The organism is Thermanaerothrix sp. (assembly GCF_056331585.1).
This window is the reverse complement of record NZ_JBWGPQ010000011.1, coordinates 19,421-43,832: the sequence shown is the minus strand read 5'-3', so window position 1 is coordinate 43,832 and position 24,412 is coordinate 19,421. Positions and strand designations below refer to the sequence as shown.

Annotated in this window: 20 protein-coding genes; 9 read left to right on the top strand and 11 right to left on the bottom strand. The window is 55.0% G+C overall.

The window, feature by feature from the left end; genetic code table 11:
• The first annotated feature begins 27 nt into the window (after positions 1–27).
• The 5 genes from AC01YT_RS05885 to AC01YT_RS05865 all read left to right on the top strand — a co-directional run bounded on the left by AC01YT_RS05885 (position 28) and on the right by AC01YT_RS05865 (position 8,022).
• Complete coding sequence (locus tag AC01YT_RS05885) at positions 28–960, top strand: carbohydrate ABC transporter permease (RefSeq protein ID WP_476673575.1); 933 nt, start codon at positions 28–30, stop codon at positions 958–960.
• Entirely contained in the window at positions 957–2,141 is a 1,185-nt protein-coding gene (locus tag AC01YT_RS05880) for an ABC transporter permease subunit (RefSeq protein WP_315625621.1), read from the top strand. Before AC01YT_RS05885 ends, AC01YT_RS05880 begins: the two co-directional genes overlap by 4 nt.
• A 19-nt stretch (positions 2,142–2,160) precedes the next feature.
• Positions 2,161–3,789: a maltose alpha-D-glucosyltransferase gene (gene treS, locus AC01YT_RS05875; protein ID WP_476673573.1), complete on the top strand. Its 1,629-nt coding sequence runs from the start codon at positions 2,161–2,163 to the stop codon at positions 3,787–3,789.
• A gap of 197 nt (positions 3,790–3,986) precedes the next feature.
• Positions 3,987–7,052, top strand: coding sequence for a PAS domain S-box protein (locus AC01YT_RS05870; protein WP_476673571.1), 3,066 nt, complete (start codon positions 3,987–3,989; stop codon positions 7,050–7,052).
• Positions 7,053–7,155: 103 nt separating this feature from the next.
• The gene (locus AC01YT_RS05865) at positions 7,156–8,022 is read left to right on the top strand and encodes a universal stress protein (RefSeq protein ID WP_476673569.1); all 867 of its coding nucleotides are present in this window, start codon (positions 7,156–7,158) and stop codon (positions 8,020–8,022) included.
• On the opposite strand, the gene AC01YT_RS05860 is transcribed toward AC01YT_RS05865, so the two are convergent.
• The 3 genes from AC01YT_RS05860 to rdgB form a co-directional block, all read right to left on the bottom strand.
• Positions 7,998–9,638, bottom strand: coding sequence for a ribonuclease J (locus AC01YT_RS05860; protein ID WP_476673567.1), 1,641 nt, complete (start codon positions 9,636–9,638; stop codon positions 7,998–8,000). The genes AC01YT_RS05865 and AC01YT_RS05860 overlap by 25 nt on opposite strands.
• Before the next feature lie 235 nt (positions 9,639–9,873).
• Positions 9,874–10,911 (bottom strand): NAD-dependent epimerase/dehydratase family protein, encoded by a 1,038-nt coding sequence (locus tag AC01YT_RS05855; protein WP_476673565.1) that lies wholly within the window; start codon positions 10,909–10,911, stop codon positions 9,874–9,876.
• Positions 10,912–10,955: 44 nt separating this feature from the next.
• Positions 10,956–11,594, bottom strand: coding sequence for an RdgB/HAM1 family non-canonical purine NTP pyrophosphatase (rdgB, locus tag AC01YT_RS05850; protein ID WP_476673563.1), 639 nt, complete (start codon positions 11,592–11,594; stop codon positions 10,956–10,958).
• A 104-nt stretch (positions 11,595–11,698) separates the two neighbouring features.
• Here rdgB and AC01YT_RS05845 point away from each other — a divergent pair, with 104 nt between their 5' ends.
• Both AC01YT_RS05845 and AC01YT_RS05840 read left to right on the top strand, forming a co-directional pair.
• Positions 11,699–12,181 (top strand): YceD family protein, encoded by a 483-nt coding sequence (locus AC01YT_RS05845; protein ID WP_476673562.1) that lies wholly within the window; start codon positions 11,699–11,701, stop codon positions 12,179–12,181.
• A gap of 76 nt (positions 12,182–12,257) precedes the next feature.
• Positions 12,258–13,436, top strand: coding sequence for a sigma-70 family RNA polymerase sigma factor (locus tag AC01YT_RS05840; protein ID WP_476673560.1), 1,179 nt, complete (start codon positions 12,258–12,260; stop codon positions 13,434–13,436).
• Positions 13,437–13,440: 4 nt separating this feature from the next.
• Here the strand turns inward: AC01YT_RS05840 and AC01YT_RS05835 are convergent, their stop codons facing one another.
• The 3 genes from AC01YT_RS05835 to AC01YT_RS05825 form a co-directional block, all read right to left on the bottom strand.
• A complete protein-coding gene (locus AC01YT_RS05835; protein WP_476673558.1) occupies positions 13,441–14,283 on the bottom strand; it encodes an alpha/beta fold hydrolase in 843 nt (280 codons plus the stop codon).
• Between the two features lie 22 nt (positions 14,284–14,305).
• Positions 14,306–16,090 (bottom strand): GAF domain-containing sensor histidine kinase, encoded by a 1,785-nt coding sequence (locus AC01YT_RS05830; RefSeq protein ID WP_476673556.1) that lies wholly within the window; start codon positions 16,088–16,090, stop codon positions 14,306–14,308.
• A gap of 82 nt (positions 16,091–16,172) precedes the next feature.
• Positions 16,173–16,826 carry a CBS domain-containing protein gene (locus tag AC01YT_RS05825; RefSeq protein WP_476673554.1) on the bottom strand — a complete coding sequence of 218 codons (654 nt, stop codon included), beginning with the start codon at positions 16,824–16,826 and terminating at the stop codon, positions 16,173–16,175.
• Between the two features lie 140 nt (positions 16,827–16,966).
• Between AC01YT_RS05825 and AC01YT_RS05820 the strand changes: the two genes are divergently transcribed.
• Entirely contained in the window at positions 16,967–18,205 is a 1,239-nt protein-coding gene (locus tag AC01YT_RS05820; RefSeq protein ID WP_476673552.1) for a trans-sulfuration enzyme family protein, read from the top strand.
• Positions 18,206–18,604: 399 nt separating this feature from the next.
• Positions 18,605–19,342, top strand: coding sequence for a response regulator transcription factor (locus tag AC01YT_RS05815; protein ID WP_476673550.1), 738 nt, complete (start codon positions 18,605–18,607; stop codon positions 19,340–19,342).
• 13 nt (positions 19,343–19,355) lie between these two features.
• Here AC01YT_RS05815 and AC01YT_RS05810 read toward each other — a convergent pair whose 3' ends face one another.
• From AC01YT_RS05810 to AC01YT_RS05790, 5 genes are all read right to left on the bottom strand, one after another.
• Positions 19,356–20,477, bottom strand: a complete 1,122-nt coding sequence (locus AC01YT_RS05810) for a sodium ion-translocating decarboxylase subunit beta (RefSeq protein ID WP_476673549.1) — start codon at positions 20,475–20,477, stop codon at positions 19,356–19,358.
• Between the two features lie 9 nt (positions 20,478–20,486).
• Positions 20,487–20,933: an acyl-CoA carboxylase biotin carboxyl carrier protein subunit gene (locus AC01YT_RS05805; RefSeq protein ID WP_476673548.1), complete on the bottom strand. Its 447-nt coding sequence runs from the start codon at positions 20,931–20,933 to the stop codon at positions 20,487–20,489.
• A complete protein-coding gene (locus tag AC01YT_RS05800; RefSeq protein WP_476673546.1) occupies positions 20,930–21,298 on the bottom strand; it encodes an OadG family transporter subunit in 369 nt (122 codons plus the stop codon). Before AC01YT_RS05800 ends, AC01YT_RS05805 begins: the two co-directional genes overlap by 4 nt.
• Positions 21,299–21,328: 30 nt before the next feature.
• Positions 21,329–22,879 carry an acyl-CoA carboxylase subunit beta gene (locus AC01YT_RS05795; RefSeq protein WP_476673545.1) on the bottom strand — a complete coding sequence of 517 codons (1,551 nt, stop codon included), beginning with the start codon at positions 22,877–22,879 and terminating at the stop codon, positions 21,329–21,331.
• A gap of 178 nt (positions 22,880–23,057) precedes the next feature.
• Entirely contained in the window at positions 23,058–24,401 is a 1,344-nt protein-coding gene (locus tag AC01YT_RS05790) for a YbhB/YbcL family Raf kinase inhibitor-like protein (protein ID WP_476673543.1), read from the bottom strand.
• Between the last annotated feature and the right edge of the window lie 11 nt (positions 24,402–24,412).

The following is a 24,412-nucleotide window of genomic DNA, read 5'->3' as shown; positions in this document are numbered from 1 at the left end:
CGGGGAAGTTGCCCGCGAGAGGTGGACATGGCAAAGGAAGCGGCTTACGTTCCCAATATTCTCCGCCAAGGGCGTTGGGTGCCCTGGCTATATCTTGGGCCAGCCCTGGTGCTGATGAGCATATTTATCCTCTACCCCGGCCTGAATACCCTTTACCTTAGTTTTCGGAATCAGAACGGGAGTGACTGGGCTTATACTACCTGCCTGGCTGGCCAGCCGTGCTGGGGCATCTTTGAAAATTATCGCTATGCGCTGACCTCCTCCATCATGCGCACGGCATTCGGGAATAATCTCAAATGGATTATCTTCATGGTCAGCGGCACTGTCCTGTTGGGATTGCTCATCGCGACCCTGGCGGATCGGGTGCGCTATGAAGCGCTGGCAAAAGCCATTATCTTTATGCCTATGGCGATCTCATTCGTTGGCGCTGGCGTGATCTGGAAGTTTGTCTACGATTACGGCTCCAGCCAGGTGCAAATCGGCTTATTGAATGCGCTTATCACTGCCCTGGGTGGGCGGCCGGTTTCCTGGTTGACCGAACCGCAGATTAATACCTTAGCGCTGATTGTGGTTGGCATTTGGATGTGGACGGGGTTTTGTATGACTGTGCTCTCGGCGGCGATCAAAGGCGTTCCGGCTGAGTTGCTTGAGGCGGCGCGAGTGGATGGCGCTAATGAGTGGACAGTCTTTTGGAAGATACGGGTACCGCTCATCTTGCCCACTATTGCGGTGGTGATCACGACGATGATCATCAACGTGCTCAAGATTTTCGATATTGTGTACGTGATGACCGGGGGCAATTACGGCACCGAGGTTATTGCCAATCGCCTATATATCGAAATGTACACCAGTTACAACACCGGACGTGCAGCGGCCATTGCTATGGTACTCACGGTGATCATCATCCCGGCCATCGTTTTCAACATTCGCCGCTTTCGGGCACAGGAGGCGATGCGATGAACTTGGAACGTTTCAAGCACTGGCTGGGAAGTCTTCCCGTGCATGTGGTCCTATTGGGCCTGTGTTTCATCTGGCTTTTGCCCACGCTGGGGTTGCTGGTAACCTCATTTCGTCCCTTCCAGGATGTTAACGAGACCGGGTGGTGGCAGGTGTTTGATCCGCCGAAAGGGGCCCGCGAGTATCAGCAATTTTGTGCCGCTTGCCACGGGGCCCACGGCGATGCCCTGCCTAATGCCGACTTAAGCAACCCCGATCTGGTGCAGCGCTACCGACGTTCGTTTACCCTGATGGCGGTCTTGAACCAGGACATTAACGGCCAACCTCACTTGGGCGAAAAGCCGCTCCCAAACGAGAACCAAGCTGCCCTAATCGCCACTTACCTGCGCCGTCTCTCCGGGATTGAGGTACGCCCGCGCTTCACTCTGGATAACTACATTGATGCAATTGTAGGCTATCGTGGCACGCGCAATTATCGCACCGACTGTGCCGAAGGGGTGCAATCAGTGGATCTTTACTGTGATTGGCGCGATTTGGGCAACCCGCGCGGAATGGGGCGGGCTTTGATCAACAGCCTAATTGTGACCATACCGGCCACCATTTTACCTATTCTAGTGGCGGCCTTTGCGGCTTACGCCTTCTCGTGGATGGAATTTCCCGGGCGGCAGTGGCTGTTTGCTTTGCTGGTGGGAGTACAGATTGTGCCTTTGCAGATGGCTTTGATTCCCGTCTCACGTTTGTATGCTCAATTAGGCCTCAATGGCACCTTCCCGGGCATCTGGATGTTCCACACCGGTTTCGGGCTGCCTTATGCCATTTTCCTGACCCGTAATTTTATGGGCTCACTTCCGCGGGAACTTTTCGAATCGGCGTTTCTCGATGGTGCTTCGCATTGGACGGTCTTCACCCGCCTGGCGATCCCGCTTACCGTGCCGGCCATTGCCTCGCTCGCTATTTTCCAATTCCTGTGGGTATGGAATGACCTTTTAGTGGCCTTGGTATTTTTAGGAGGCACCAAGCCGGTGTTGACCTATCAGATAAGTAACCTGGTGACCTCGCTGGGCGGTGGTTGGCATTTACTCACCGCGGCAGCGTTCATTTCCATGATCCTGCCAATGCTGGTATTCTTTGCCTTCCAGCGCTATTTTGTCCGGGGGATGCTGGCAGGCGCGATCAAAGGCTAAATTTATCATCGAGGGTTGCATGAGCGAATCCCATTGGTATAAAAACGCGATCTTTTACGAGGTTTATATCCGTGCCTTCGCCGATGGTAATGGGGATGGGCACGGCGATTTTATCGGTCTGACGCAGCGGCTGGATTATTTTCAAGAACTGGGGGTGGATTGTCTGTGGCTGTTACCGATGTATCCCTCTCCATTGAAAGACGATGGCTACGATATTGCCGACTATTACAACATCCACCCGGATTATGGCACCTTAGAGGATTTCAAGGTCTTTTTGCGCGAAGCCCACGCGCGGGGTTTACGCGTGATCGCTGATCTGGTTGTCAACCATACTTCTGATCAGCATCCCTGGTTCCAAGCGGCGCGCTCGGATCGCAATTCGCCGTATCGTGATTACTACGTCTGGAGCGATACTGATCAAAAATATCAGGGCACCCGCATTATCTTCCTCGACACTGAGCGCTCAAACTGGGCGTGGGATGAACAGGCCGGTCAGTACTACTGGCACCGCTTTTATTCCCATCAGCCGGATTTGAATTATGACAATCCGGCGGTGCAGGAGGAGATGCTCAATGTAATGCGCTTTTGGTTGGAGATGGGGTTAGATGGCTTTCGCGTGGACGCGGTGCCCTATCTCTTTGAGCGTGAGGGAACCAATTGTGAAAACTTACCGGAGACGCACGCCTACCTCAAACGAATGCGCCGCTTTGTGGAAGATAACTTTCCGGGCGCGATTCTGCTGGCCGAGGCCAATCAGTGGCCGTGGGACTTACGTCCGTATTTTGGTGAAGGGGATGAATTCCACCTATCATTTCATTTTCCCCTGATGCCACGCCTCTACCTGGCGCTTGCCAAAGAAGATGCGATGCCGATCGTCAATATTCTGGCTCAGACCCCTCCCATTCCCGATAATTGCCAGTGGTGCACCTTCCTGCGCAACCATGACGAATTAACTTTGGAAATGGTTACCCCCGAAGAACGGGAGTTCTTGTGGAATTATTATGCTCCTCATCCCCGCATGCGTCTTAACTTGGGTATTCGGCGGCGTTTGGCTCCATTGTTAGATGGTGACATTCGCAAGATTACTTTGCTCCACTCTCTCTTGTTCAGCCTACCTGGCTCGCCGGTACTTTACTATGGTGACGAAATCGGGATGGGGGACAACATCTGGCTGCCGGATCGCAATGGCGTGCGCACTCCCATGCAATGGGACGCCAGCCCCGGGGCGGGATTTTCTACCGCGCCTCCAGAACGTTTCTATACCCCGTTGATCCAAGAAGGGCCGTTTGACTATCGCCGCGTTAATCTAGCGGCACAAAAGGCAGATCCCAAGTCGTTGTGGCATACACTCCGCCGCATGATTGCGGTGCGAAAAGCCCACCCCACGCTGGGGCAGGGCGATTATCGTTTGATTTATCTCGAGACGCTGCCGGCTTTCCTGGGAGTCCTGCGCCAGAATGGTGAGGAAACCATCCTTGCACTGCATAACCTGACCGACGCCCCGTTAGCCTTTACGTTGCCGCTTCCGGAGTTCCAGGATTGGCGCTGGGAAGGGGTGCTCAACGAAAGCGGCAGCGGTCAAGTTCCCGTCACGGGATTTCCGGTTTGCCTGGAACCCTATCAGTATCGCTGGCTTAAACTGGGGTAAAAAATAGCCTGGGGGAATGAGCACCGTTCCCCGGGCGCCTCTTCTAACCTTACAATTTTGCAAACTTGGGAGGTTGTAAGGTTGGTCTTCTATTCATTCATGTACAATAAGAGACGTATTAGTAGGTGGGTTGATCCATTGTTTCATTAGGGGTGGTTGTGGCAAGAGCAGAACGAATCAAAACAGGAAATACCCTCATGGGGTGGGCTGAAGCGCTGTGGGATGCCTCACCGCTGGCGGTTGTGGTATGGCGGGAAGGGGAAGCGGGGGCTGAGGTTATCGCCTGGAATCGCGCCGCGGAGCGTCTCTTTGGATGGGAACGTGAAGCCATCCAGGGACAGTCTGTGTATTCTCTTCTGCTAGCCTCAGAGGATGATGTCGCGCGCCTGCGCGAGGTTGTTCAGCAGCCACCCGAGTCAGGCGATCCTGCGATGCTGGCTCTGGCCTGCCGTAGCAAGTTGGGGCGCATCATATGGACGACTTGGTCATTGATGTCCTTACCCGATTCGGCGGCTACTTTTTTGGCTTACATTGAGGAAAATACCGAGCCACACATCTTAGCCGAAGCCCTGCGTCATAGCGAAACCACTTTCGAGAGTTTGATGACCAGCCTGGAGGATGGAGTGACCATTCTCCGCTATGGACGGATCATTGTAGCCAACGCGGCGATGGCTCATCTGCTGGGGTTGGCTGCGCCGCAGGCCCTGATGGGCAAAGATTGGCTGGCATACCTGAGTCCTGAATCGCGCGCCCTGGTGGAGGCAGAAATCCCTCCCGACCGGGCTGAACTTGGGTCTAGCCGGCGGTTGGAATTAACGTTCTCACGCTCGGATGGTCGGCACATAACCACCGAGAGCACTTTCCTCACCGTGCCTTTTGCGGGGCGCCCTCACGTCATTGCTATTCATCGGGACATTACCGAGCGTAAACGGTGGGAGCAGCAGTTGCGCGTTAGTGAAGAACGCTACCGCACGCTCTTTGAAACAATGCTGGATGGTTTTGCCCTGCATGAGATCATCCTGGATGAACAGGGTGACCCTTATGACTATCGCTTTTTGCAGGTCAATCCGGCGTTTGAGCGTTTGACCGGGCTAAGCGTAGAGCAGGTGATCGGACACACAGCGCGTGAACTTTTGCCAAACCTGGAGCCTAATTGGATTCAGGTCTATGGTCGAGTGGCGCTCACAGGGCAGCCGGCCCATTTCGAAGAATTCAGCCGTGATCTGGGGCGTTGGTTTGAGGTCACGGTCATCAGTCCGCGGCGGGGGCAATTTGCCACGTTCTTCAGTGATATTTCGGCCCGGGTGCAGGCGGAACAAATGCAGCGCTTGCTCACTCGGGCCTTGGAGCAAGCCGATGTGGTGCTCATGCTGGCCGATCTGGCCGGTCGGTTAACCTGGGCGAACCCGGCGTTCACCCGTCTGACCGGATATACCTTGTCAGAAGCAATGGGCACCCCATTATTGCGTTACTGTGGGCAACCCCAGCAAATTGGACTGGCTTTTACACAAGTCAGAGAGCGTGGTGAGGCTTGGGAGGGCGAATGTAGCGGGCTACGCAAGGGCGGTGAACCCTTTATCGCCCGGGTGAGTATCTCGCCGGTGGAGGGCCCCCAGGGCGAGATCGGCCATATCGCCGTCGTTGCCTGGGAGATCACGGAGCAAAAACATCACGAACAGCAACGCGAGGCTCTCTTGAGTTTGGCAAATGCCCTGCGCGGGACCGAGGTGTTGGAGACCATGCTCCCGATCATCGGCGAGACCTTTGTGCATGCCATGGAAGCCTCGGCTGTGACTCTTTCGCTCTATGACGCTGACCGTGATGTCTTGGTGGTGCGTTATGCCTTTGGCTTGTGGCAGGATCTGGCCGGGCAAGCCATTCGTTCCGATGAGGGTATCACGGGTTACGCGTTCACCCATGGCGAGCCTTATTTTTTAGACCATGTTCTAGATAATCCCCGCCGCCTTTCAGATCCACGGATACATTATCCCTCTTGCATGGCGGTCGTGCCGTTGGTAGCAGGAGAGCACCGCATTGGTGCGATCACGGTGGGAAGAGAACGGCATTTTAGGCCCGCTGATCAAATGATGTTGATCAGCCTGACCGAATTTGCAGCTAGCGCGTTGCACCGGGGGTTACATTATCATGCCTTACAGCAGGCGTTAGGGCGGTTGAATGCCCTGCGTCAGATTGACCTGGCCATTCTCTCCCAGGGTCTTAACCCGGAATCCATGCATGTCCTAGCGCGTGAGACGCGTGAGCACATTGCCGTGGATGCGGTCAGCGTGTGGATTTACTGGCCCGAGGAGCAGGTCCTGCGCTTGAGCGCCGGGAGTGGCTTTCAGGCTCCTCTACCGCTGGAATTAACCTGCCGTCCAGGAGAAGGGCTGGCCGGTGCGGTGGTTGAACGGCGTGAACCGCTCCGCATTGATGCGGATCTGACCAAGCGGCTGCGCGGGATGGCTTGCCCCTTCCCAGCGCAAGAAGAAGGGTTTGTGGCTTATTATGGCTTGCCTTTACTGGTCCAAGGTGAGCCGCGTGGTGTGTTGGAGATCTATCACCGTGTGCCGCTGATCCTCACCGCCGACCAGAGTGAATTTTTAGTGATGCTGGCGCAACAAGGGGCGATTGCGGTCGAGAATGTCCATATCTTACGCGAACTGCACGCGGTAAACCGGCAACTTCGTCAAGCGTATGACCAGACCCTAGAAAGCCTGATCGGTTTATTAGAGTTGCGCGATGATGAAACTGAAGGGCACAGCCGCCGTGTGGCGGAGTTCACCCTGCGGATTGCTCGCGAGATGGGGATGAGTGAGGAACAGTTGGTGCACATCCGGCGCGGCGCCTTGCTGCACGATATCGGTAAGGTAGGTATTCCAGATGCGATCCTGCTCAAAAAGGGCTCCCTCACTCCAGAAGAATGGGTGATCATGCAACGGCACCCGGTAATGGCGTTTGACATCCTTTCCAAAATCCCCTTCCTGCGTCCGGCGTTGGACATCCCCTATTGCCACCACGAGCGCTGGGATGGCAGTGGTTATCCTCGCGGGCTTAAAGGGGAGCAGATTCCATTGGCGGCGCGCATCTTTGCAGTTGTCGATGTCTGGGATGCCCTGCTTTCACAGCGCCCCTACCGTCCCCCTTGGCCACGGGAGCGGGTCCGTGATTATATCCGTGAACAGGCGGGTAAGCTCTTTGACCCCCACGTGGTTGAAGTTTTTTTGCGTCTGGAAGCGGATTTCACCCCTCCACCGGCGGGGTGAATGCGCGGGACAACAAAGTGGCTCCATAGGTGTTGGTTATGGCTTCAAATATATTGTGGGGGTAGGGTATCTGCGCTATCATAGTAGCAGGATAGCCGGTTGAATGGACCAGGCACGCATCCTGATTGCAATTGAAGTACAAGCGCCGAGTTTTCCGGCGTTAGATTTGGGTGTTCTCTTGGCCGAATCTCTCCGCTGGCCAGTGGATATTTTGTGTATTGGCCACCCCACTTCTGAAAAGACATGCGTTGCGCACTTGGATCGTAAAACTAACGATTTGAGTGCGGCGGGACTGATGGGGAATCTTATTTGGGGGCGGGAGCCGTTTGTGGAAGCCATTCTGGGTCAGGCTCGTCCTCAAGAGGATACCCTCCTCATTTTTAGCGATATCCATCGTCCACGCTGGCGGCGATGGGCGCATTCGGGGCGCTTTCGCCAATTGCAAGCGGCCTGGTCGGGCCCATTGCTGCGGGTACGGCGAGTAAATTGGCCGTGGCGGCACTTGCTAGTTTGTAGTGGGGGGCTGGATTATACTGTGCCGTTGGAGCGTTTCATGCTGGATCTGGGCCTAATCCTGGGCGCGCATTTGACGGTGTTGCATGTTGTTGAGCCGATTACATTGAATTATCCCTTGGCTCAGGATGTCCATCGTCACCGATTGCACCTGCTCGAGACTCACACCCCGCAAGCGCGTCATTTTGAGGCGTTATTAACCAGAGCTGCCCAATTGGGTGTGCCTTGTGAGTTGAAGGTACGCTATGGGCCAGTTGTACGGGAGATTCGATCTGAGATCCGGAGCGGGGAATATGATCTGATCGGGATGGGCTCACCGCTTAGCGCCCGTAGTTTAAGGCGGCTCTTCCGCCCTGAGGTGACGACCCTGGTGAACGCCGGGGTGGAAGAGCCGCTCTTAATCATGCGTCAAGCTGTAGATCCCCCTGGGGATTACTCACGGGCAGAGGTGACGTAAATCAGCGGGCGGCGGCGGGTTTCATTGTAAAGGAAGTTGCTGAGCGCCTGCTCAACATCGCGATTGAGGTTCCCGTTGGCACGCGCTGCCACCTCGGCCACGCGCTTACGGGCGCGCGCTAAGACCTCATCCGCATCACCGGCGGTTAGGAATCCGCGACTGGTGATCACCGGTTCACGGCGCAGACTGCCGCTGAAGCGGTCCAATACCAAGTGCACCATGACAATCCCATCGCGAGCGAGGGCTTCGCGTTCGCGCAGCACTTCTTCATCTACTTCACCCACACCGGAGCCATCCACAAAGACGTAGGACGTGGGTACCCGCTCACCTAGACGCATTTGCCCATTGACGAATTCGAGCACCTGGCCGTTTTCAAGGATGGCAATGTTCTCGCGCGGAATGCCCATTTGCTGGGCCAGGATGGCATGCCGATAGAGATGGCGCGGTTCGCCGTGTATCGGTACCAGGTACTTGGGGCGCGTCAGGTGGATGAGCAATTTCATTTCTTCCTGGCTGGCATGCCCGGAGACATGCACCGGGGCAATGGCCTCGTAGATTACATTCGCCCCTAACTGGAAGAGGCGGTTAATGGTCTGATAGACGTTTTCCTCGTTGCCCGGGATGGGATGGGAAGAGAGCACCACCGTATCGCCGGGAATGATGTCGAATTGGCGGTTTGTACCGCGCGAAAGCCGTCCCATGATTGAGGTGGGCTCACCTTGCGATCCGGTACACATGATAACCACGCGCTCCGGTGGCAGGGCTAGGGCTTGCTCTAATGGGATAACAAGGTCATCGGGCAAGTCCAGGTAGCCAAGTTTCCGCGCCATACGCATATTGTCCACCATGCTGGTACCCACAAAGGCGAGTTTACGATTGTGGCGTTGCGCGGCATTGGCCACCTGTTGCATGCGCGAAATCAGGGAGGCGAAACTGGCCAGGATGATGCGTCCTGGGGCTTCGGCGAAGACTTGATCCAGTGCCGCATCTACCACCCGTTCCGAAGGTGTCCAACCCGGACGTTCGACGTTGGTCGAATCGGCCAGGAGCGCTAAAACGCCGCGCTGGGAGAACTCGGCCAAGGTGGCGTAATCGGTGGGCCAGTTATCCACCGGCGTCTGATCGAATTTATAGTCGCTGGCATGCACAATCAACCCAACCGGTGTCTCAATGCCCAACCCTACGGCATCGGGAATGGAATGGCAGACGTGGTAGAACTTAATCTTAAACGGCCCAATGTGGATTGTCTCGCCAGCCTGAACGGTGTGCAAGTCACTGCGTTGCAACAGCCCGCCTTTGGCCAGTTTGACCTCGATCAACCCCCGGGTGAGTGGGGTGGCGTAGACGGGGGCTTGTATGTTCTCTAAAACGTGGCGAATGGCGCCGGTATGGTCTTCGTGACCATGGGTGATAATAATCCCTTTGACCCAATCCCGCTTGTCCAGCAGGTAGGTGATGTCCGGAATAATGTAGTCAATCCCCAACATATCGTCGTTAGGGAACATTAGCCCCGTATCCACGATGAGGATCGAGCGCTCGTACTCGTACACCATCATATTCCGCCCGACCTCACCGAGACCGCCGAGAGGAATGATGCGCAACTTTGAATGTTTCATTGCTAAACCTTACTCCAATTTCCTAAAATTTTCCAAACGCTAATCAAAGCGTCTAAGATTCAAGCAAAAACCCCGGTTATACTTTCACCGGGGCCCCATGAGGGTAAGCTGAATTACCTTGGGCAATCACAACCAGCATACCCCCAGACGTGGCCGGACATCCGGCGAATTTCTCAAAATTCATTGTTTGAATTTTAGCATACAATATCAAGATTGTCAAAACAATTTTTACTTGCTAGAAGAGCCACTTTACCCATCTCAGCGCCTTCTGACGCCAGGGAACGCGATGAGTTACCCCCGCTTTGCCGCTGAAGCGGTCTTTGTTCGCTAGATACCAGCGGAAATTGCGCACCAGCGCCTCGCGGTTGGAGTAACGGGGTTGAAAACCCAGGTGCTGCTGGGCTTTTTCAATCGCCACAAACGAATCCCGCGCCGCGGTTTCATAAATCCAGGGATAAAGCGGGGAGAGTTTGAGTGCTTCGAGCACTTTCAATGCCAAGATGGCTGGGCCAGCCGGGAAGGGAACAACACGTTTGCCAAAACCGGCTTCATCCAGGACGGCTTGAAAATCCTCACGCATGGTGCCGAATTCCGCGGCTCCAATGTTGAAGGTGTCGTTGACGATTTCTTTGTCCAGAGTCATGCAGGCCAGTATGGCTTGACATAAATCTTCCACATCCAATAACTGGTAGCGGTTCTTGCCTGAACCGATCAGAGGAAAATTGCGGCCTTCGCTGGCCCATTCGTATAGAATAGTAAAGACCCCTAATCGTTCCGGGCCGACGAAGGATTTGGGGCGCAGAATGGGCACGCACATGCCGCGCTGGCGAAACTCGAGGCAAACGGCTTCGGCTTGTACCTTTGCCTGCCCGTAAGGCCCAACACCGCTCAGAGGGTCGTCTTCGTAGATGGGGTGATGGTCCGGAACACCATAGACCGCGGTGCTGGAAATGTGGATAAACCGTTCGACCCCCAAGCGTTGAGCATGTTCAAGCAACAGTCGCGTGCCTTCCACATCGGTGCTGAAAATATCGGCGGGCGCGTAAAGGGGAAGTGCGGCGGCAGTGTGAATCACGATTTGTGCCCCGGCCATACTTTGACGCACCGCCTCAGGATCGCGAATATCCCCCTGAAAGAATTGAATCAATGGACGTTCGGGATAAGTGAAATCCACCAGGTCAATCCCTGCGATCTCGGTGTAACCCTGTTGCAACAAGTAGCGCACCAGATTGATTCCTAAAAAGCCGCTGATGCCGGTAATATAGATGCGCATTCTTTTTTCCTTGCTTGATGGGATGGTAGCACGGTTCGGAACGGTTAAGGAAGAGGATCGCTGGGAGTCAGGTTTAGGACTCGCTGGAGGAAAGGACGCGCAGCCTGGAGGGCGCGGGCGCGGTGACTGACGCGGTTTTTGACCTCAGGCGGTAATTCGGCCATGGTTTTATTGTAATCAGGTAGGTAGAAAATTGGGTCATAGCCAAACCCGTGCTGTCCGCGTTCATGGGTAATGATAAAGCCAGGGCAAGTGCCTTCAGCAAGATAAATTTCTCCCGTAGGCAGGGCTAACGCAACCACACAGCGAAAACGCGCCGGCCACCCCGGAAGGCCATCGGGCACAGGATGGGGGCGTAGGCGTTCGAGCAAGTAGTGGCGGCGGTCGGCATCAGTGGCGTTTGGAATGGGGGCGTAGCGCGCGGAATACACGCCGGGCTCACCCCCGAGCACATCAACTTCCAGCCCAGAATCATCGGCCAAACTAGGTAGGCTACTGACGCGAGAGAACGCCACTGCCTTCAGCACAGCATTTTCCTGGTAGGTGTGCCCGGTTTCTTCAACCTCGAGATTGAGCCCAATTTCAACCGGTAGAACCAGTTTGAGGGGCAAATCGGCCAGAATGGCCTGAATTTCAAGGCGCTTGCCGGGATTATTGGTGGCGATTAAGAGGGATGTGGGCATAGTTTTTGTCAATTTTATCATATTAATGAATATAACTTGACTTGTCCATTTGAGGATGCTATAATCAAGTTGTCTTGAAATTATAGCATTGTTAAGAAGCCACTGTGATCCATCCACGTTTCCCGCTCCGCATTAACGTCGGTTTCCTCGTTCATCAAACGGTGGGGGCAAATCGCGATTTTACGTTTGATTTCCCATTGATTCAACTTGGCGCGGATTTTGAACTGACGACGTTTCAGGGCACGGCGCACATCAGCCGTACCCAACAGGGTCTTCTGGTGGAATCCGAATTTAGTGGGTTTGTGGCGTTGGAGTGTGTGCGCTGCCTGGAAACCTATGCTCAGCCGTTGACAACCCATTTTTCCGAACTTTACTCGTTTCGCCATCGGCGTAATGCCCCGACCGATCTTTATGTTCCCGATGATGGGTATATTGACCTTGCCCCTCTGGTGCGAGATTATTTGATTTTGGAACTGCCGATCAAACCGATTTGTCGCCCAGATTGTCGCGGGCTATGTATGTATTGCGGTACGAACCTTAACCTGGCTACGTGTGAACATCAGATGCAGGTCATGTTAGATGGATAAATGGCGATTTGGCGAAGGGGGTTCTTGACATTAGCGTGGAATTCACCTCAGCCCAGGCAAAGGCAGGAGGGAAAGTGTGATTAATTCGGGCAGGCCCAAGCGTAGTGCAGAGATTCTGGATTTATTGCTGGAGAAGGCCGAGGTCCAGGGGTATTTAACCATCGAAGATATGCTCGAGGTGTGCCCTGAACTGGAACAGGATGCCGAACGCCTGGAAAATCTTATGGGGCTTTTGCGACGTCAGGGAATTGAATTCTTTGATCGCGAGAGCGAGCCCCTGTACAGCGAAACGCTCTTTGAATCTGCCGAAGCCGCCGACGTGCCGCTGGATATGGATTGGATCACCAGCGATGATACGGTGGGCTTATACCTCAAGGAAATGGCGCGCGTGCCGCTGCTGACGGCGGAGGAAGAACGGGAATTGGCCCAGCGGATTGAACGGGGACGGCTGGCGCGGCGTATCCTAGAACACTTGAACGGTCAGGCTACCCCGCAGCAGCGTCAGGAACTTGAACAACAGGTTTTAGAAGGCATCCAAGCGCGTGAACATCTGATTAAGGCGAATACACGTCTGGTGGTCTCTATTGCTAAACGCTACATTGGGCGAGGGGTGCCATTTTTGGATCTGATTCAGGAGGGGAATTTGGGCCTGATGAAGGCCGTGGAAAAGTACGAGTATCAACGTGGTTTCCGCTTCTCTACCTATGCGACCTGGTGGATCCGCCAGACCATCACGCGCGCCATCGCCGACCAGGGGCGGACGATTCGCGTGCCGGTGCACATGGTGGATCGTATTCGCAATTTATACCGTGTGGCGCACGAATTAGAACAGCGGCTTGGACGCGCACCTACGCAGGCTGAACTGGCTGAAGAACTCAACGTTCCACCGGAGAAGGTAGATTGGATGCTGCGCGTTTCGTGGCTTCCCCTCTCTCTGGACAGCCCGGTAGAGGAAGACGAAGAAGATACCGAACTGGCAATGTTCGTGGAAGATCAAAACACCCCCTCGCCGATGCAGAGTGCGTATGATAAACTCTTGCGCGAGAAAGTAGAAGCGGTATTAGATACCCTGCCGCCGCGTGAAGCACGTATTTTGCGTTTGCGTTTTGGCCTTGAAAATGGGCACACCTACACCCTGGAAGAGGTAGGGCAAAAATTTGGTTTGACCCGCGAGCGCATTCGACAGATTGAGAGCAAAGCCCTACACCGCCTGCGTCATCCGCGACGCTCTCGCCAATTGAAGGAATACTTATAAGGCTTCAGGTGTTTGCATGGTTTTGATCGGGCGCAATCACATCTTGGAGCCAGGGGGTTTTTACCGCCGGGGGTTCCTGAGTCAGGGTTTGAGCAAGAAAAGCTCGCAAATGAGAACGGATTTCGGTGGGCTTTTCCAATATTGCCCAATGGCCGACATCCGACATCATCATGATATTGAGCCGGTTAGAGGCTAGATGACGCAAAATGCGTAGTGATGAAGGGGAAAGCAGTGGGTCTTTGGCGCCACAGATCCACAACGCCGGCACCCGTAGGCTTTTCAAGCGCTCACGGGTATCGAAACGGGACAGCGCCTTCCAATCTGCACAGCGCACTTCGGGGCGCTGGCGGGCAAAGATTTGAGTGACGAAATCGGCGATAACGCGCGGTGTGCCCGGGGGTAAGAGGTGCTGCTCCAGGTTTTTTAAGGCGATTGTACGTGTCAGCGGGTTTTCTAGGCCATCAAGCCAGACTGATGGAAGGTTGATGAAAGGGAGGCAACTGATGAGACCCAAGGCCTGCACCAGATCAGGGTATTCCAGGCCAAGATGTAGGGCGACGGCTCCCCCCAATGAGGTGCCGACCAGGATTGCGCGCGGTATGTTCAGGCTAGCCATGAATTCGATGATCTGTTGGGCGTAGGCTTCCACCATCTGCAACCCTGTGCCGACGGAACGACCATGTCCGGGCAAGTCAACGGCCAACACGCGATAACCCGACAAGCGGCGCAACACCGGTGGCCAGATGCTGGCCTCTTGGCCGATACCGTGGATGAGAAGCACTGGAATAGGATGGAGATGGCCGCCCCCTTCAAAGTACAGGAAGTGGAGTGTGTTTGTCAGGGGCACACCTCCTTCCAACGTAAAAATTCTAAACTTTCTCGCGGGTGCCAATGAGCCCGCGGTGGAGCCGTTCGGCCGCGGTTTCGGTCAGAGGAATGACAACATAGACCCGTGTGCCTTTGCCCGGGGCAGAGTCAATATAGAGCAAACCGTTGAGGAGTTCGGTGCGTTCGCGCAGGTTAACCATGCCCAGACTGCCACGGTGCTCGTAATTCGTGCCAACCTCTTTGGGATCGAAGCCTTTGCCGTTGTCGGCGATTTCAACAAAGGCAATTTCCTGTTCCCGCGGTAGAAAGCGAATGCGCACGCGAATTTCGCTCGCCTCGGCGTGTTTGCGTGCATTGTTGACCGCCTCTTCGATAATGTAGAAGACAATAGTCTGGCGATTAGGATCCAGGTGCTTAACCACGTTGGGGTCAGCGTCGAGACTCACCTTCTGTTGGTACAGTGCCCACATTTTTTCGCACATGACCTTCAGAGCCGGAATGAGTCCCTCGGATTCTAGGATCAGCGGGCGCAGAGTAAATAGCATGTGCCGAATCTCTTCTGTGGTACGGCGGGCCAGGGCTTCAATCTGTTGAAGTTCCTCGGCAACCTGGCCGTTGATATGGCTTTTCTCCAAGGTCTTGCGCAAAATACTCAAGCGCATCGCAATGGCAGAGATGGATTGCGTGGGCCCATCGTGCAGGTCACGTGCGAGTTTTTTGTGGGCCTCTTCGGTGGTTTCAATCAGACGCTGGCGTTCCTCTTCCAGTTGTTGGAATAGGCGCGCATTTTGGAGCGCAATGGTCACTTGGTGGCTGATGATTTCCAGGAGTTCGCAACGGTCTGAGGTGAAGAAGTTAGGATCAGGGTGAGCAAAGAGCATGGCGCCGAAGACCTGCATCCCACGTACCAGGGGCAGACAGAAGGCGGAACGACAGTTTTGCAGGGCAACCAGGCGACCTAACTGCGGGTCTTGCGCCGGTTGAGTTAAAATCTGGGGTTCGCCGCGCTGCAGAATCTCTGCCAGGGTTCCCTCGCGTGCTTGCAGGACAAGATTCTGATCAATTGGGGGCAACCCGCGGGCGGTGGCAATGGCTAACCCTTCCTCGCGAAACATTAAGACCACGCTGACCAATGGTAGGATGTCGGCTTCTTCATTTAGGGCGGCCAGGCTCAGATCCAGCGCGGCATCTAGGACCACCTGATGATTCAGCGTGCCGCCCAGGGTTTCTACCATATCATAAAACGTTTGGATACGGCGCCGTTCGCGCTGTTGGGCTTTGCGTTCAGCCTCACGGCGGAGCGCAAGTTGGGCTTGATAGCGTTTACGCACTGCTCCAATCAAGCGTGTGCTTAACATCCCCAGCAGCACGCCGGTGAGAAGGTTAAAGGCCACCGTGCGCCCCAAAAGCAGCAGACCCTCCAGGTTTCCACCGCTGTGAGAGTAATATGCGCCGCCTTGAAGCAAGCTCAACAGCAGCGCCACTCCCAGGCTACCTCGCCATTCATAATAAATCGCCCCTGAGAGCAGGGCATATAGGCCAATCCAGAATAAAGGCCCGCGTTCGCCCCCACTAGCCAGGAACATGCCCAAACTGATTAAGAGATCTACCGTTACATTGATGGGGCGGTGAAAGACCAGGCGGCGGTTGTTAATAGCCAGTGAGGATGAGGCCAGATTCCAACTCACGCCGAGGGCGATCAGCACGACAAAGGCCCAATTGCCGCCAATGCTGAAGGCCAACATTAACGTGGCGGCAATGAGCATCACCCATCGCAGTAGGATGGCAATCCAATCGGCGAGGTAAGGAAACTCGGACTGACGCACCACCTGAAAATATACCCTAAAAGTGAAAGACTGCCCGGCACCTGTAAGGAAACTGCAAGGTACCGGGCGTAGCCTATCATATTTATACTGGCTTCATCTCGCGAATATCCACGACTTTTTCAGCCACAGGTTGCACCGCTTTTTGGAGATCCTCCAAGTCCACTCCGCTGACCTTGACCGTCACACGGCGTGTTTCGGTGGATTCCCCTAAAAACGTGCCCAGGGCAATGATATTGCCTCCAGTGTTTTGGATGGCGCCGGTTAATTCATGCAGTTTGCCCGGCATTTCACGTAATTCTACCGTCAGGCGGACTCCCGGGATCCGTGCCCCAAGCATTTCCAGGAAAATACGGAAGAGGTCCGTTTCGGTGATGATCCCCACCAGCCGATCACCGCGCATGACCGGTAGCCCTCCAATCTTATTATCGGCCATAATGCGCGCGGCTTCTTCGAGTGGCGTGTCTTCGGTGACGGTGATGACTTTGGTGGTCATGACCTGTTCAACTGTGATTTTGCTCAGTAAATAATTGATCTCCCAAACGCTCAGCGTGGTGGCCTTAGAAGGTGAGGCATTCATTAAGTCCAATTTGGACACGATACCAACCAATTTGCCTCGTGAATTGACCACCGGATAGCGGCTAACGCGGTCACGGCGCATCTGGGCAAGAGCATCTTGGACGGGCATGGTGGGGGGAATGGTAATGACCGGGTGAGACATGCGTTCGCCAACTAACATTGCTAACCTCCTTTCAATTTTCCTAATTGTACAATAGCCTGATAATTTCATTTTATGGAAATTGTGTCAATTTTATATTGGAGATAAGGATGACTCAAAACCGTTTATAATCGAGATGAATTTCACAAAGAGGTGTAACAATGACCACTCAAAATTTCACCTGGGGTCTCAATACGCTGATCAATCATTGGGGGGAGCACGATGATCCTTATGGTGCGCATGTGCTTCCCATTTACCAGACCTCAACCTTCCGTTTTCCGGATGTGGATACCGGGGCGGCGTTGTTCAAAGGTGAGGCCCAGGGCCACATTTACACCCGCTTGAGCAATCCTAATCACGAATTACTGGCGCAGAAATATGCTGCCTTGGAGGGGTTTGATCTCCTGCGGGAGGCTTCTGATTCTTCGCCGCAGGACATTGTAGCTGCGCAAATTTTTGCCTCAGGCATGGCGGCGGTCACCACTGCGCTCTTAGCCTATGTGCATCCGGGGGATACGGTGATTGCCCAGCGGACGCTGTATGCGGCTTCCTACGTTTTTTTGCAACAGTTTGCGACTCAATGGGGCGTTCGCGTTGTTTGGGTGGATGATCTGCGCCCGGAGGAATGGGAAAAGGCGTTTCAGGCCCATCCTCAGGCGCGTTTGGCTTATGCTGAGTCTCCTGCTAATCCGACGCTCAACTTAGTGGATTTACGGGCTTTGGCCGAGATTGCCCATCGTTTTGGGGCTTGGCTCTTTGTGGATAACACCTTTGCCACCCCCTATTGTCAGCGTCCGCTTACCCTGGGAGCCGATGTCGTTATCCATTCCACGACTAAATATTTGGGTGGGCACGGAGTCATCGTGGGAGGTGTGGTGGTTAGCCGGCATGTGAATTGGGTGCGGGTTGATTTGCACCGCCTCTATACCTGGTTAGGCCCAAGCCCTTCGCCTTTTGATGCCTGGCTGGCCGATTTAGGATTGCGCACGTTTGCGTTGCGTATGGAACGACACTGCCAGAATGCATTGGCGCTAGCACGTTACCTCGAAGCGCACCCCAAGGTGGCGCGGGTTTACTATCCGGGACTGCCTTCGCATCCTGATTATGCGTTGGCGCAGAAGCAAATGAGTGCATTTGGTGGCATGATCGCGTTTGAACTGGCGGGCGGGCTGGAAGCGGGCAAGGCGTTGCTGAACAATGTGCGGGTGATGACTCTAGCGGTTAGCCTGGGCAGTGTAGACACCTTGATACAGCATCCAGCCAGCATGACCCATGCGGCCATGTCGCCGGAAGATCGGCGCAAGAGCGGGATCAGCGATGGGTTGGTGCGCCTCTCGGTGGGTATTGAAGAGGTGGAAAATTTGATTGCGGATTTGGATCAGGCTCTGGCACGTATTTGAGAATAAAAACGGGATAAAAACTTAAAATCATCTCCTTAAAAAGTGGCGCGGTAGCCGACTCTTGGTATAATAAATTTCGCACCGAGGGTTAGACTCCCACCTGCACCATAGATTTGGGTATTAACACCGGCGATAAGGTGGGTGCTCTGCGGGTTAAGCCGGTTCAATGCCATAAAGCCGTTAGAGTAATGCCTGGAATGCAATGAGACGCTGTTCTGAGGATTTATTTTTTATTCTTTGCTTTATTGAACCATCTATCGCGGAGCAAGGCGTGGACGGTCGCGGCGGATTCTCCAACCGAGAGACGCGGACCGAAGATGTGTGTCGGCGACCCGGATTAGCGTTTTCACGGGTATCTTAGCAGGTTACTATTCTTACGCTTGAGAGATTACAGTGGTGATGTCGTCAAGCGAAGTCAAAATCTTATTAATTGAAGGCAAGCGTTCCGACCGGACCTCATTTGCGGGGGGGTTGACGAAAAAGAATTTCCTGGTCGAGTGCGTTGCCAATGGATCGGCAGCGCTTACCTACTTAGCCAAGAGTTTGCCGCATTTGATCATTGTGGATGCAGCCTCCATGCGCACCAGTGGGCGGCGCATTTGCGCTACATTGCGTAAAAATGCACCCGATATTCCCATTGTCTTGATTGTAGAAGAAAATGCATCCGATGAGCCGATTCCGGACGCAAATGTGGTCCTCAGGTTACCCTTTACGCTTCAAAAACTAATCAACCGGATTCGGCCTTTCCTGCCGCATGAACCGCGCAAAGTTCTACGCGCGGGGCCGATTTCGCTGGATTTGGAAAAACGGGTTGTGCGTTGTGAGGATCGCCAATCGCCTTTGACCCCGCGGTTAGTGACCTTGCTGCGCTTGCTTATGGAGCGCCCCGGCCAGGTGGTGGATCGCGAGACGCTCTTCACCCAGGCCTGGGACACCCAGTATATGGGTGATACTCGCACCCTGGACGTGCACATCTCGTGGTTACGCCGCGCCATTGAAGCCGATCCGCGTAATCCACGTTACCTGAAGACGATTCGTGGCATCGGCTATCGCCTGGATATCGAACCGGATACGCGCCCGCTTGAAGTGCTTCATCCAGTGCAATTAAACGGCCAAGACCTTAATGGGCGCCCTTAGATGAAGTGCCCTCTTAGTGCAAAAAGCCCAGCGTTAGCGCCAATAACAGCCCGCCGGCGATGACACTGCCGAGTTGCCCGGCGGTGTTGGCGCCCATGGCGTGCATCAGGATGAAATTGTCGAAATCTTCTTCTTTGGCAACCTGAGCGGCCAGGCGCCCGGCCATGGGAAACGCGCTAATTCCACACGCCCCGATCAAGGGGTTAACCTTACCACGGGTGATAAAAGCCATCAACTTTCCGAAGAGCAATCCGGCAACCGTATCTAAAACGAAGGCCATGAAACCCAATCCCAAGATCATCAACGTGCGGGCATTGAGAAAAGATTGCGCCGTCATCGTGGCGCCGATGGTCAGCCCCAAGAAGAGTGTTGCCACATTGATTATTTCGTTTTGAGCGGCTTTACTCAGCCGTTCGACCACACCGCTTTCCCGCAATAGGTTCCCTAGCATCAAGGTTGCAATGAGTGGGGCCGCGTCTGGGGCGATGAGACTCACGGCAATAGTCACTGCGATGGGGAAAACGATAACCACACTGCGCGGAACCGGGCGCGGGGCATACTCCATGCGTATCATTCGCTCTTTGCGCGTGGTGAGCCATTTCATCACCGGAACTTGAATGATCGGGATCAGGCTCATGTAGGAATACGCTGCCACGGCTACCGGGGCGAGAATTTCGGGCGCCAATTTGGTGGTGACAAAAATCGCGGTTGGTCCATCAATGGCCCCGATGACACCGATTGAAGCCGCCTGATTGAGCGGGAAACCCAATGCCAAGGCTAGCAACAGTGTGCCATAAATGCCAAACTGCCCGGCGGCGCCGAGCAAAGCCATCTGGGGCATTGCCAAGAGGGGGCGAAAGTCAATCATAGCGCCGATGCCGATAAAAATTAACAGAGGAAAAAGTTCAGATGCAATACCGGCGTCATATAGCACTTTGAAGATACCATGCTGGGTGGACATTCCCACATTGGCCAGCACGCACCCAAAACCAATAGGTAAAAGCAGGACCGGCTCGTATTCCTTAACCACGGCCAGGGTCATCAAACCCAGGCCAGCGGCGATCATAATAGCGTTGCCCCAGGTGAACCCGGCAAATCCGCGCGTAATCTGGGCAACTATTTCGCTGAAGTCCATAATTTTCCCTCAGTCCGTAAATTCCAGCAAAATCTGCCCGTGCTGAACCTGATCCCCCACATGAACATGAACGGCTGCGATGGTGCCGGCGCGAGTAGCGCGAATAGCATTTTTCATCTTCATCGCTTCCAAGGTAAGTAGCTCTTGTCCGTATTCCACCTGGTCGCCAGGGCGTACTGCGATGGCGGTAATCACCCCCGGCAGTGGCGCTTTGACACAATGCCTACCCCCTTGGTTGGTCGAAACGGTGGAACGAGAGGGGGGCGATGTGCAGGGTGTGTTGATGGGGGGCGGGGGAGGTACCGGCAAGGCAACTGGAACGGCGGGTGATTCGGGTTCACCCTCTGGCCAAACCTCAAACAGTTCTCCGTCCACATGAACTCGGATCGGGCGGGAGGTGAGGTCGTCTATTGTGACAGTGAAGATTTGATCCTCTATCTTGATGCGGAATTTCATCGGGCAGCACCTCGTAGTTTGCGCACACGCGCCTCATCAATGGGGGTGAAGCGGTTTAAACGGTCAGCCATTTGCCAGGGGGTTGGGGCGCTTGAAGGCGGTTTAATCGGTGTAATACGGTGAGATTGCAAGCCCAGCGCAATCGCCACAGCGGCAGCCGCGGCGCGTCGGCGGCGGTCTAAATTCTCGCTTTCTTCCAAGGGTGAGGGAGGCAATGACGACGCGATTTCGGGGGGTTCGCTGGTGGTAAGGTGGTGTTTTGCAGTAAACAGGCGCACCACAAGGTCCATCAGTAGCCATAATAAGATCAAGGCTAAAAAGACCAATCCCATGCCGACCAGCGTGATCAGTAACCCTTGGCTCAACGGGGTCTCCATAGCGACGAAACCTTTCCTTTAGAGCGGGAGATTGCCGTGCTTGCGCAGTGGGGATGTGCTCTTTTCGCGTAGCGCCTGAAGGGCAGCGATCAATTTAGGGCGAGTCTCACGCGGCTCAATCACATCATCCACGTAACCGGCGCTGGCTGCGGCGTAGGGCGTGAGAAAGCGTTGGCGGTACTCTTCCACCAAGCGTGCACGTTCCTGAGTCGGATCGTCGGCGGATTCGATTTGCTTACGGAAAAGGATATTCACTGCACCTTCGGGACCCATCACAGCAATTTCGGCGCTAGGCCAGGCAAAGGCCAGATCTCCACCCATAAATTTGCTGCTCAACACCACATAAGCACCGCCATAAGCTTTGCGGGTAATGACGCTGATTTTGGGAACCGTGGCGACCGAATACGCATAAAGAACCTTGGCGCCATGGCGAATAACGCCGCGGTGCTCTTGGTCGGTGCCGGGCAAGAAGCCGGGTGAATCCACAAATGTAATCAGGGGGATGTTGAAAGCATCGCAGAAGCGGACAAAGCGGGCGATTTTGTCGGAAGAGTCAATGTCTAGCACGCCTGCCATGACTGCGGGTTCCTGAGCTACGATTCCGACCACATTCCCGCCCATACGGGCTAAGCCAATGATGGCATTTTGAGCAAAGGTCGGTTGTAGTTCGATGAAGGTGCCGTGGTCCACGATGCGGGCAATGACCTCATGCATGCTGTAAGGTACGGTGGGATCCAGTGGCACCACACTGTTGAGGGCTTCATCCATGCGGTTAGGGTCATCTTCGGACGGAACGTAGGGTGGGTTTTCCAGGCTGTTGGCGGGCAAATAAGATAGCACGCGGCGGCAGAGGGCGATGGCTTCTTGATCATTAGCGGCCTTGAGATGGGCCAATCCACTGATGCCCAGGTGCACGTCGGCGCCGCCGAGTGTTTCAAAATCCACAACTTCACCGGTCACGGCTTTAATAACATCTGGCCCGGTAAGAAACATGTGGGATTGCTTCTCGACCATAATAATCAGGTCGGTGACGGCGGGAGAGTAAGAAGCGCCACCGGCACACGGCCCCATGATCAGGCTGATTTGGGGGATCACGCCGGAATAACGGGCATTGCGCAAAAAAACCTGGGCATAGCCCCCTAAGCTGCGCACCCCCTCCTGGATGCGCGCGCCACCGGAGTCAATCAGCCCCACGATGGGTGCACCGGCAGCGGCGGCCAAATCCATCACCCGCGCAATTTTATGTCCGTGCATCTCGCCCAATGAACCACCTTGTACCGTGAAATCCTGGGCGTAGGCATAAACTACCCGGCCTCCAATTTGCCCAAAGCCGGTGATGACACCATCGCCATAGGTCTTGTCGGCCTGGCCTGTCAGAACGTCGTCCCGTTGCTGAACGTAAGGTTCTAGTTCATGGAAGGTACTGGGGTCAAACAACAGTTCAATTCGTTCCCGGGCAGTAAGTTTTCCCCGTGCATGCTGGCGGGCAATCCGCTCTTCGCCCCCAGCCAGGCGCACCTTCTCCCGCATGGCGCGCAATTCCAAAATCCGAGGATCTTCTTCCGGCATGGTTGTCCTCTCTCCCATTGCAAGGTTGGCAAGATTATTATACGGGGCAAGACTGGCTCCTCGATAGTGAAAAAGATAGAGTGATTGCCCCTGCACCGGGTGACGTTTATAAGGATTCTGCGGGTGTTATGGGGTGACAAACGACTATGAGCGGCGTGAGGTTCGTCACGCTTTCTCCTCAGCGTCCGTATTGTCCCTCCAGCGTCATCGCAAAAAGCACATGGTCATGAATGGTCTGGAGTAAGGCGGTTTTGTCCAGCCCGGCGGGTAAGGTCGGGGGCAGGTTTAACGCATAGAGGGTAAAGCGGTAGCGATGGGGCTTACCCGGAGGGGGACACGGGCCGCCATAACCCACGCGCCCGAAGTCGTTCCGTCCCTGCGTGCCGATTCCTGGCACGCTCTCTTGATTGGGTATCCCTTCGGGTAAATCTCGCCGTTCAGCGGGAATATTGTAGAGTACCCAATGGGTGAATGTGCCTAAGAGGGCATCCGGATCGTCCATGATCAGTGCATAACTGGCTACTTTGGGTGCAGTTGCCTCCCAGGCCAACGCCGGGGAACGGTCGGCGCCCTTACAGGTGTATTGGGAGGGGATCATGTCTCCCGCTGAGAAAGCCGGACTGGTGAGGGAGAACCCTACCGGTTGGGGGGTGACCAGTGATACCGAGCGCAGGGGCGGCGTTAGGACAAAGAGGTTCCCCACGATTCCGGCCAGCAGTGCTGCGCTGAGAGTGCATAAGGCGTTCACGCCGTCGTTGTTCAACCAGCGATAGCCTCGCAGGTAGGCAGTGGTACTGCCGCAGCGGTGTTGCGGGTGGCGCTCCGTTTCTTTGTGACAGGAGGGACAATAATACATCACTTGAGCGCTGGCGCCCAGGAGCGAATCAACCAGGCTACCTACGAGCCCGCTCAGTGTAACCACGAGCAACACTGCCAGCGCTGAAAAGTGGGACCGCAATAAGGGGGGTGGAAACAGCCCGGCTAGCAACGCAATCCACATTGCCCCACACAGGGCAGCCAGGGTACCTAGCGCGGTGATACCGCCAGCGCTACCCGGCTCAACGCGTTTCCCTCCCAAGATACGCCGGGGGGATTGGGATGACAGAACGCCCAATTCGGTCGCCCACGTATCAGCGTTGGCCGCCGCCAAGGCGGCGGCACCGACCAGCCAAGGCAGCAGGGAGGTTGGCTGTGCGGCCTGCCAGATCACCGCCAGCGTGGCTATCCCACCATTGGCCAGCACCTGCCAGGCATCCCGGCGATCATCCTTGGCATACTTCTCTCCCAGGCTCATCTTGCGTGCTCGTGCCAGGCGCGAGAAAAAGGTTGAGGTGATGAAGAAACCCAGGAGTAAGGTCGCCCAGGGCAAGCCCCCCAGACCAAAGATGAGCCCGCCCAAGCAGGTTGCGGCAATGGCGCCGCTCCCGCTCAGGCTGCCTAAGCGGTAGGCCAGCAGGCTAATGATCAGAGCCAAGCCCAATCCCAGCCCAATTTGTAAAGAATTTATCACTGGCGTTGCCATGATTTTCGTTT

What these genes read in the sequence shown, in the direction of transcription:
- treS (WP_476673573.1), top strand. Translation starts at nt 2,161, where the DNA reads ATGAGCGAATCCCATTGGTATAAAAACGCGATCTTTTACGAGGTTTAT.
- AC01YT_RS05825 (WP_476673554.1), bottom strand. Translation starts at nt 16,826, where the DNA reads ATGTTAGTTGGCGAACGCATGTCTCACCCGGTCATTACCATTCCCCCC.
- AC01YT_RS05865 (WP_476673569.1), top strand. Translation starts at nt 7,156, where the DNA reads ATGGACCAGGCACGCATCCTGATTGCAATTGAAGTACAAGCGCCGAGT.
- AC01YT_RS05815 (WP_476673550.1), top strand. Translation starts at nt 18,605, where the DNA reads ATGTCGTCAAGCGAAGTCAAAATCTTATTAATTGAAGGCAAGCGTTCC.
- AC01YT_RS05810 (WP_476673549.1), bottom strand. Translation starts at nt 20,477, where the DNA reads ATGGACTTCAGCGAAATAGTTGCCCAGATTACGCGCGGATTTGCCGGG.
- AC01YT_RS05860 (WP_476673567.1), bottom strand. Translation starts at nt 9,638, where the DNA reads ATGAAACATTCAAAGTTGCGCATCATTCCTCTCGGCGGTCTCGGTGAG.
- AC01YT_RS05870 (WP_476673571.1), top strand. Translation starts at nt 3,987, where the DNA reads ATGGGGTGGGCTGAAGCGCTGTGGGATGCCTCACCGCTGGCGGTTGTG.
- AC01YT_RS05805 (WP_476673548.1), bottom strand. Translation starts at nt 20,933, where the DNA reads ATGAAATTCCGCATCAAGATAGAGGATCAAATCTTCACTGTCACAATA.
- AC01YT_RS05795 (WP_476673545.1), bottom strand. Translation starts at nt 22,879, where the DNA reads ATGCCGGAAGAAGATCCTCGGATTTTGGAATTGCGCGCCATGCGGGAG.
- AC01YT_RS05820 (WP_476673552.1), top strand. Translation starts at nt 16,967, where the DNA reads ATGACCACTCAAAATTTCACCTGGGGTCTCAATACGCTGATCAATCAT.
- AC01YT_RS05790 (WP_476673543.1), bottom strand. Translation starts at nt 24,401, where the DNA reads ATGGCAACGCCAGTGATAAATTCTTTACAAATTGGGCTGGGATTGGGC.
- AC01YT_RS05885 (WP_476673575.1), top strand. Translation starts at nt 28, where the DNA reads ATGGCAAAGGAAGCGGCTTACGTTCCCAATATTCTCCGCCAAGGGCGT.
- AC01YT_RS05855 (WP_476673565.1), bottom strand. Translation starts at nt 10,911, where the DNA reads ATGCGCATCTATATTACCGGCATCAGCGGCTTTTTAGGAATCAATCTG.
- AC01YT_RS05880 (WP_315625621.1), top strand. Translation starts at nt 957, where the DNA reads ATGAACTTGGAACGTTTCAAGCACTGGCTGGGAAGTCTTCCCGTGCAT.
- rdgB (WP_476673563.1), bottom strand. Translation starts at nt 11,594, where the DNA reads ATGCCCACATCCCTCTTAATCGCCACCAATAATCCCGGCAAGCGCCTT.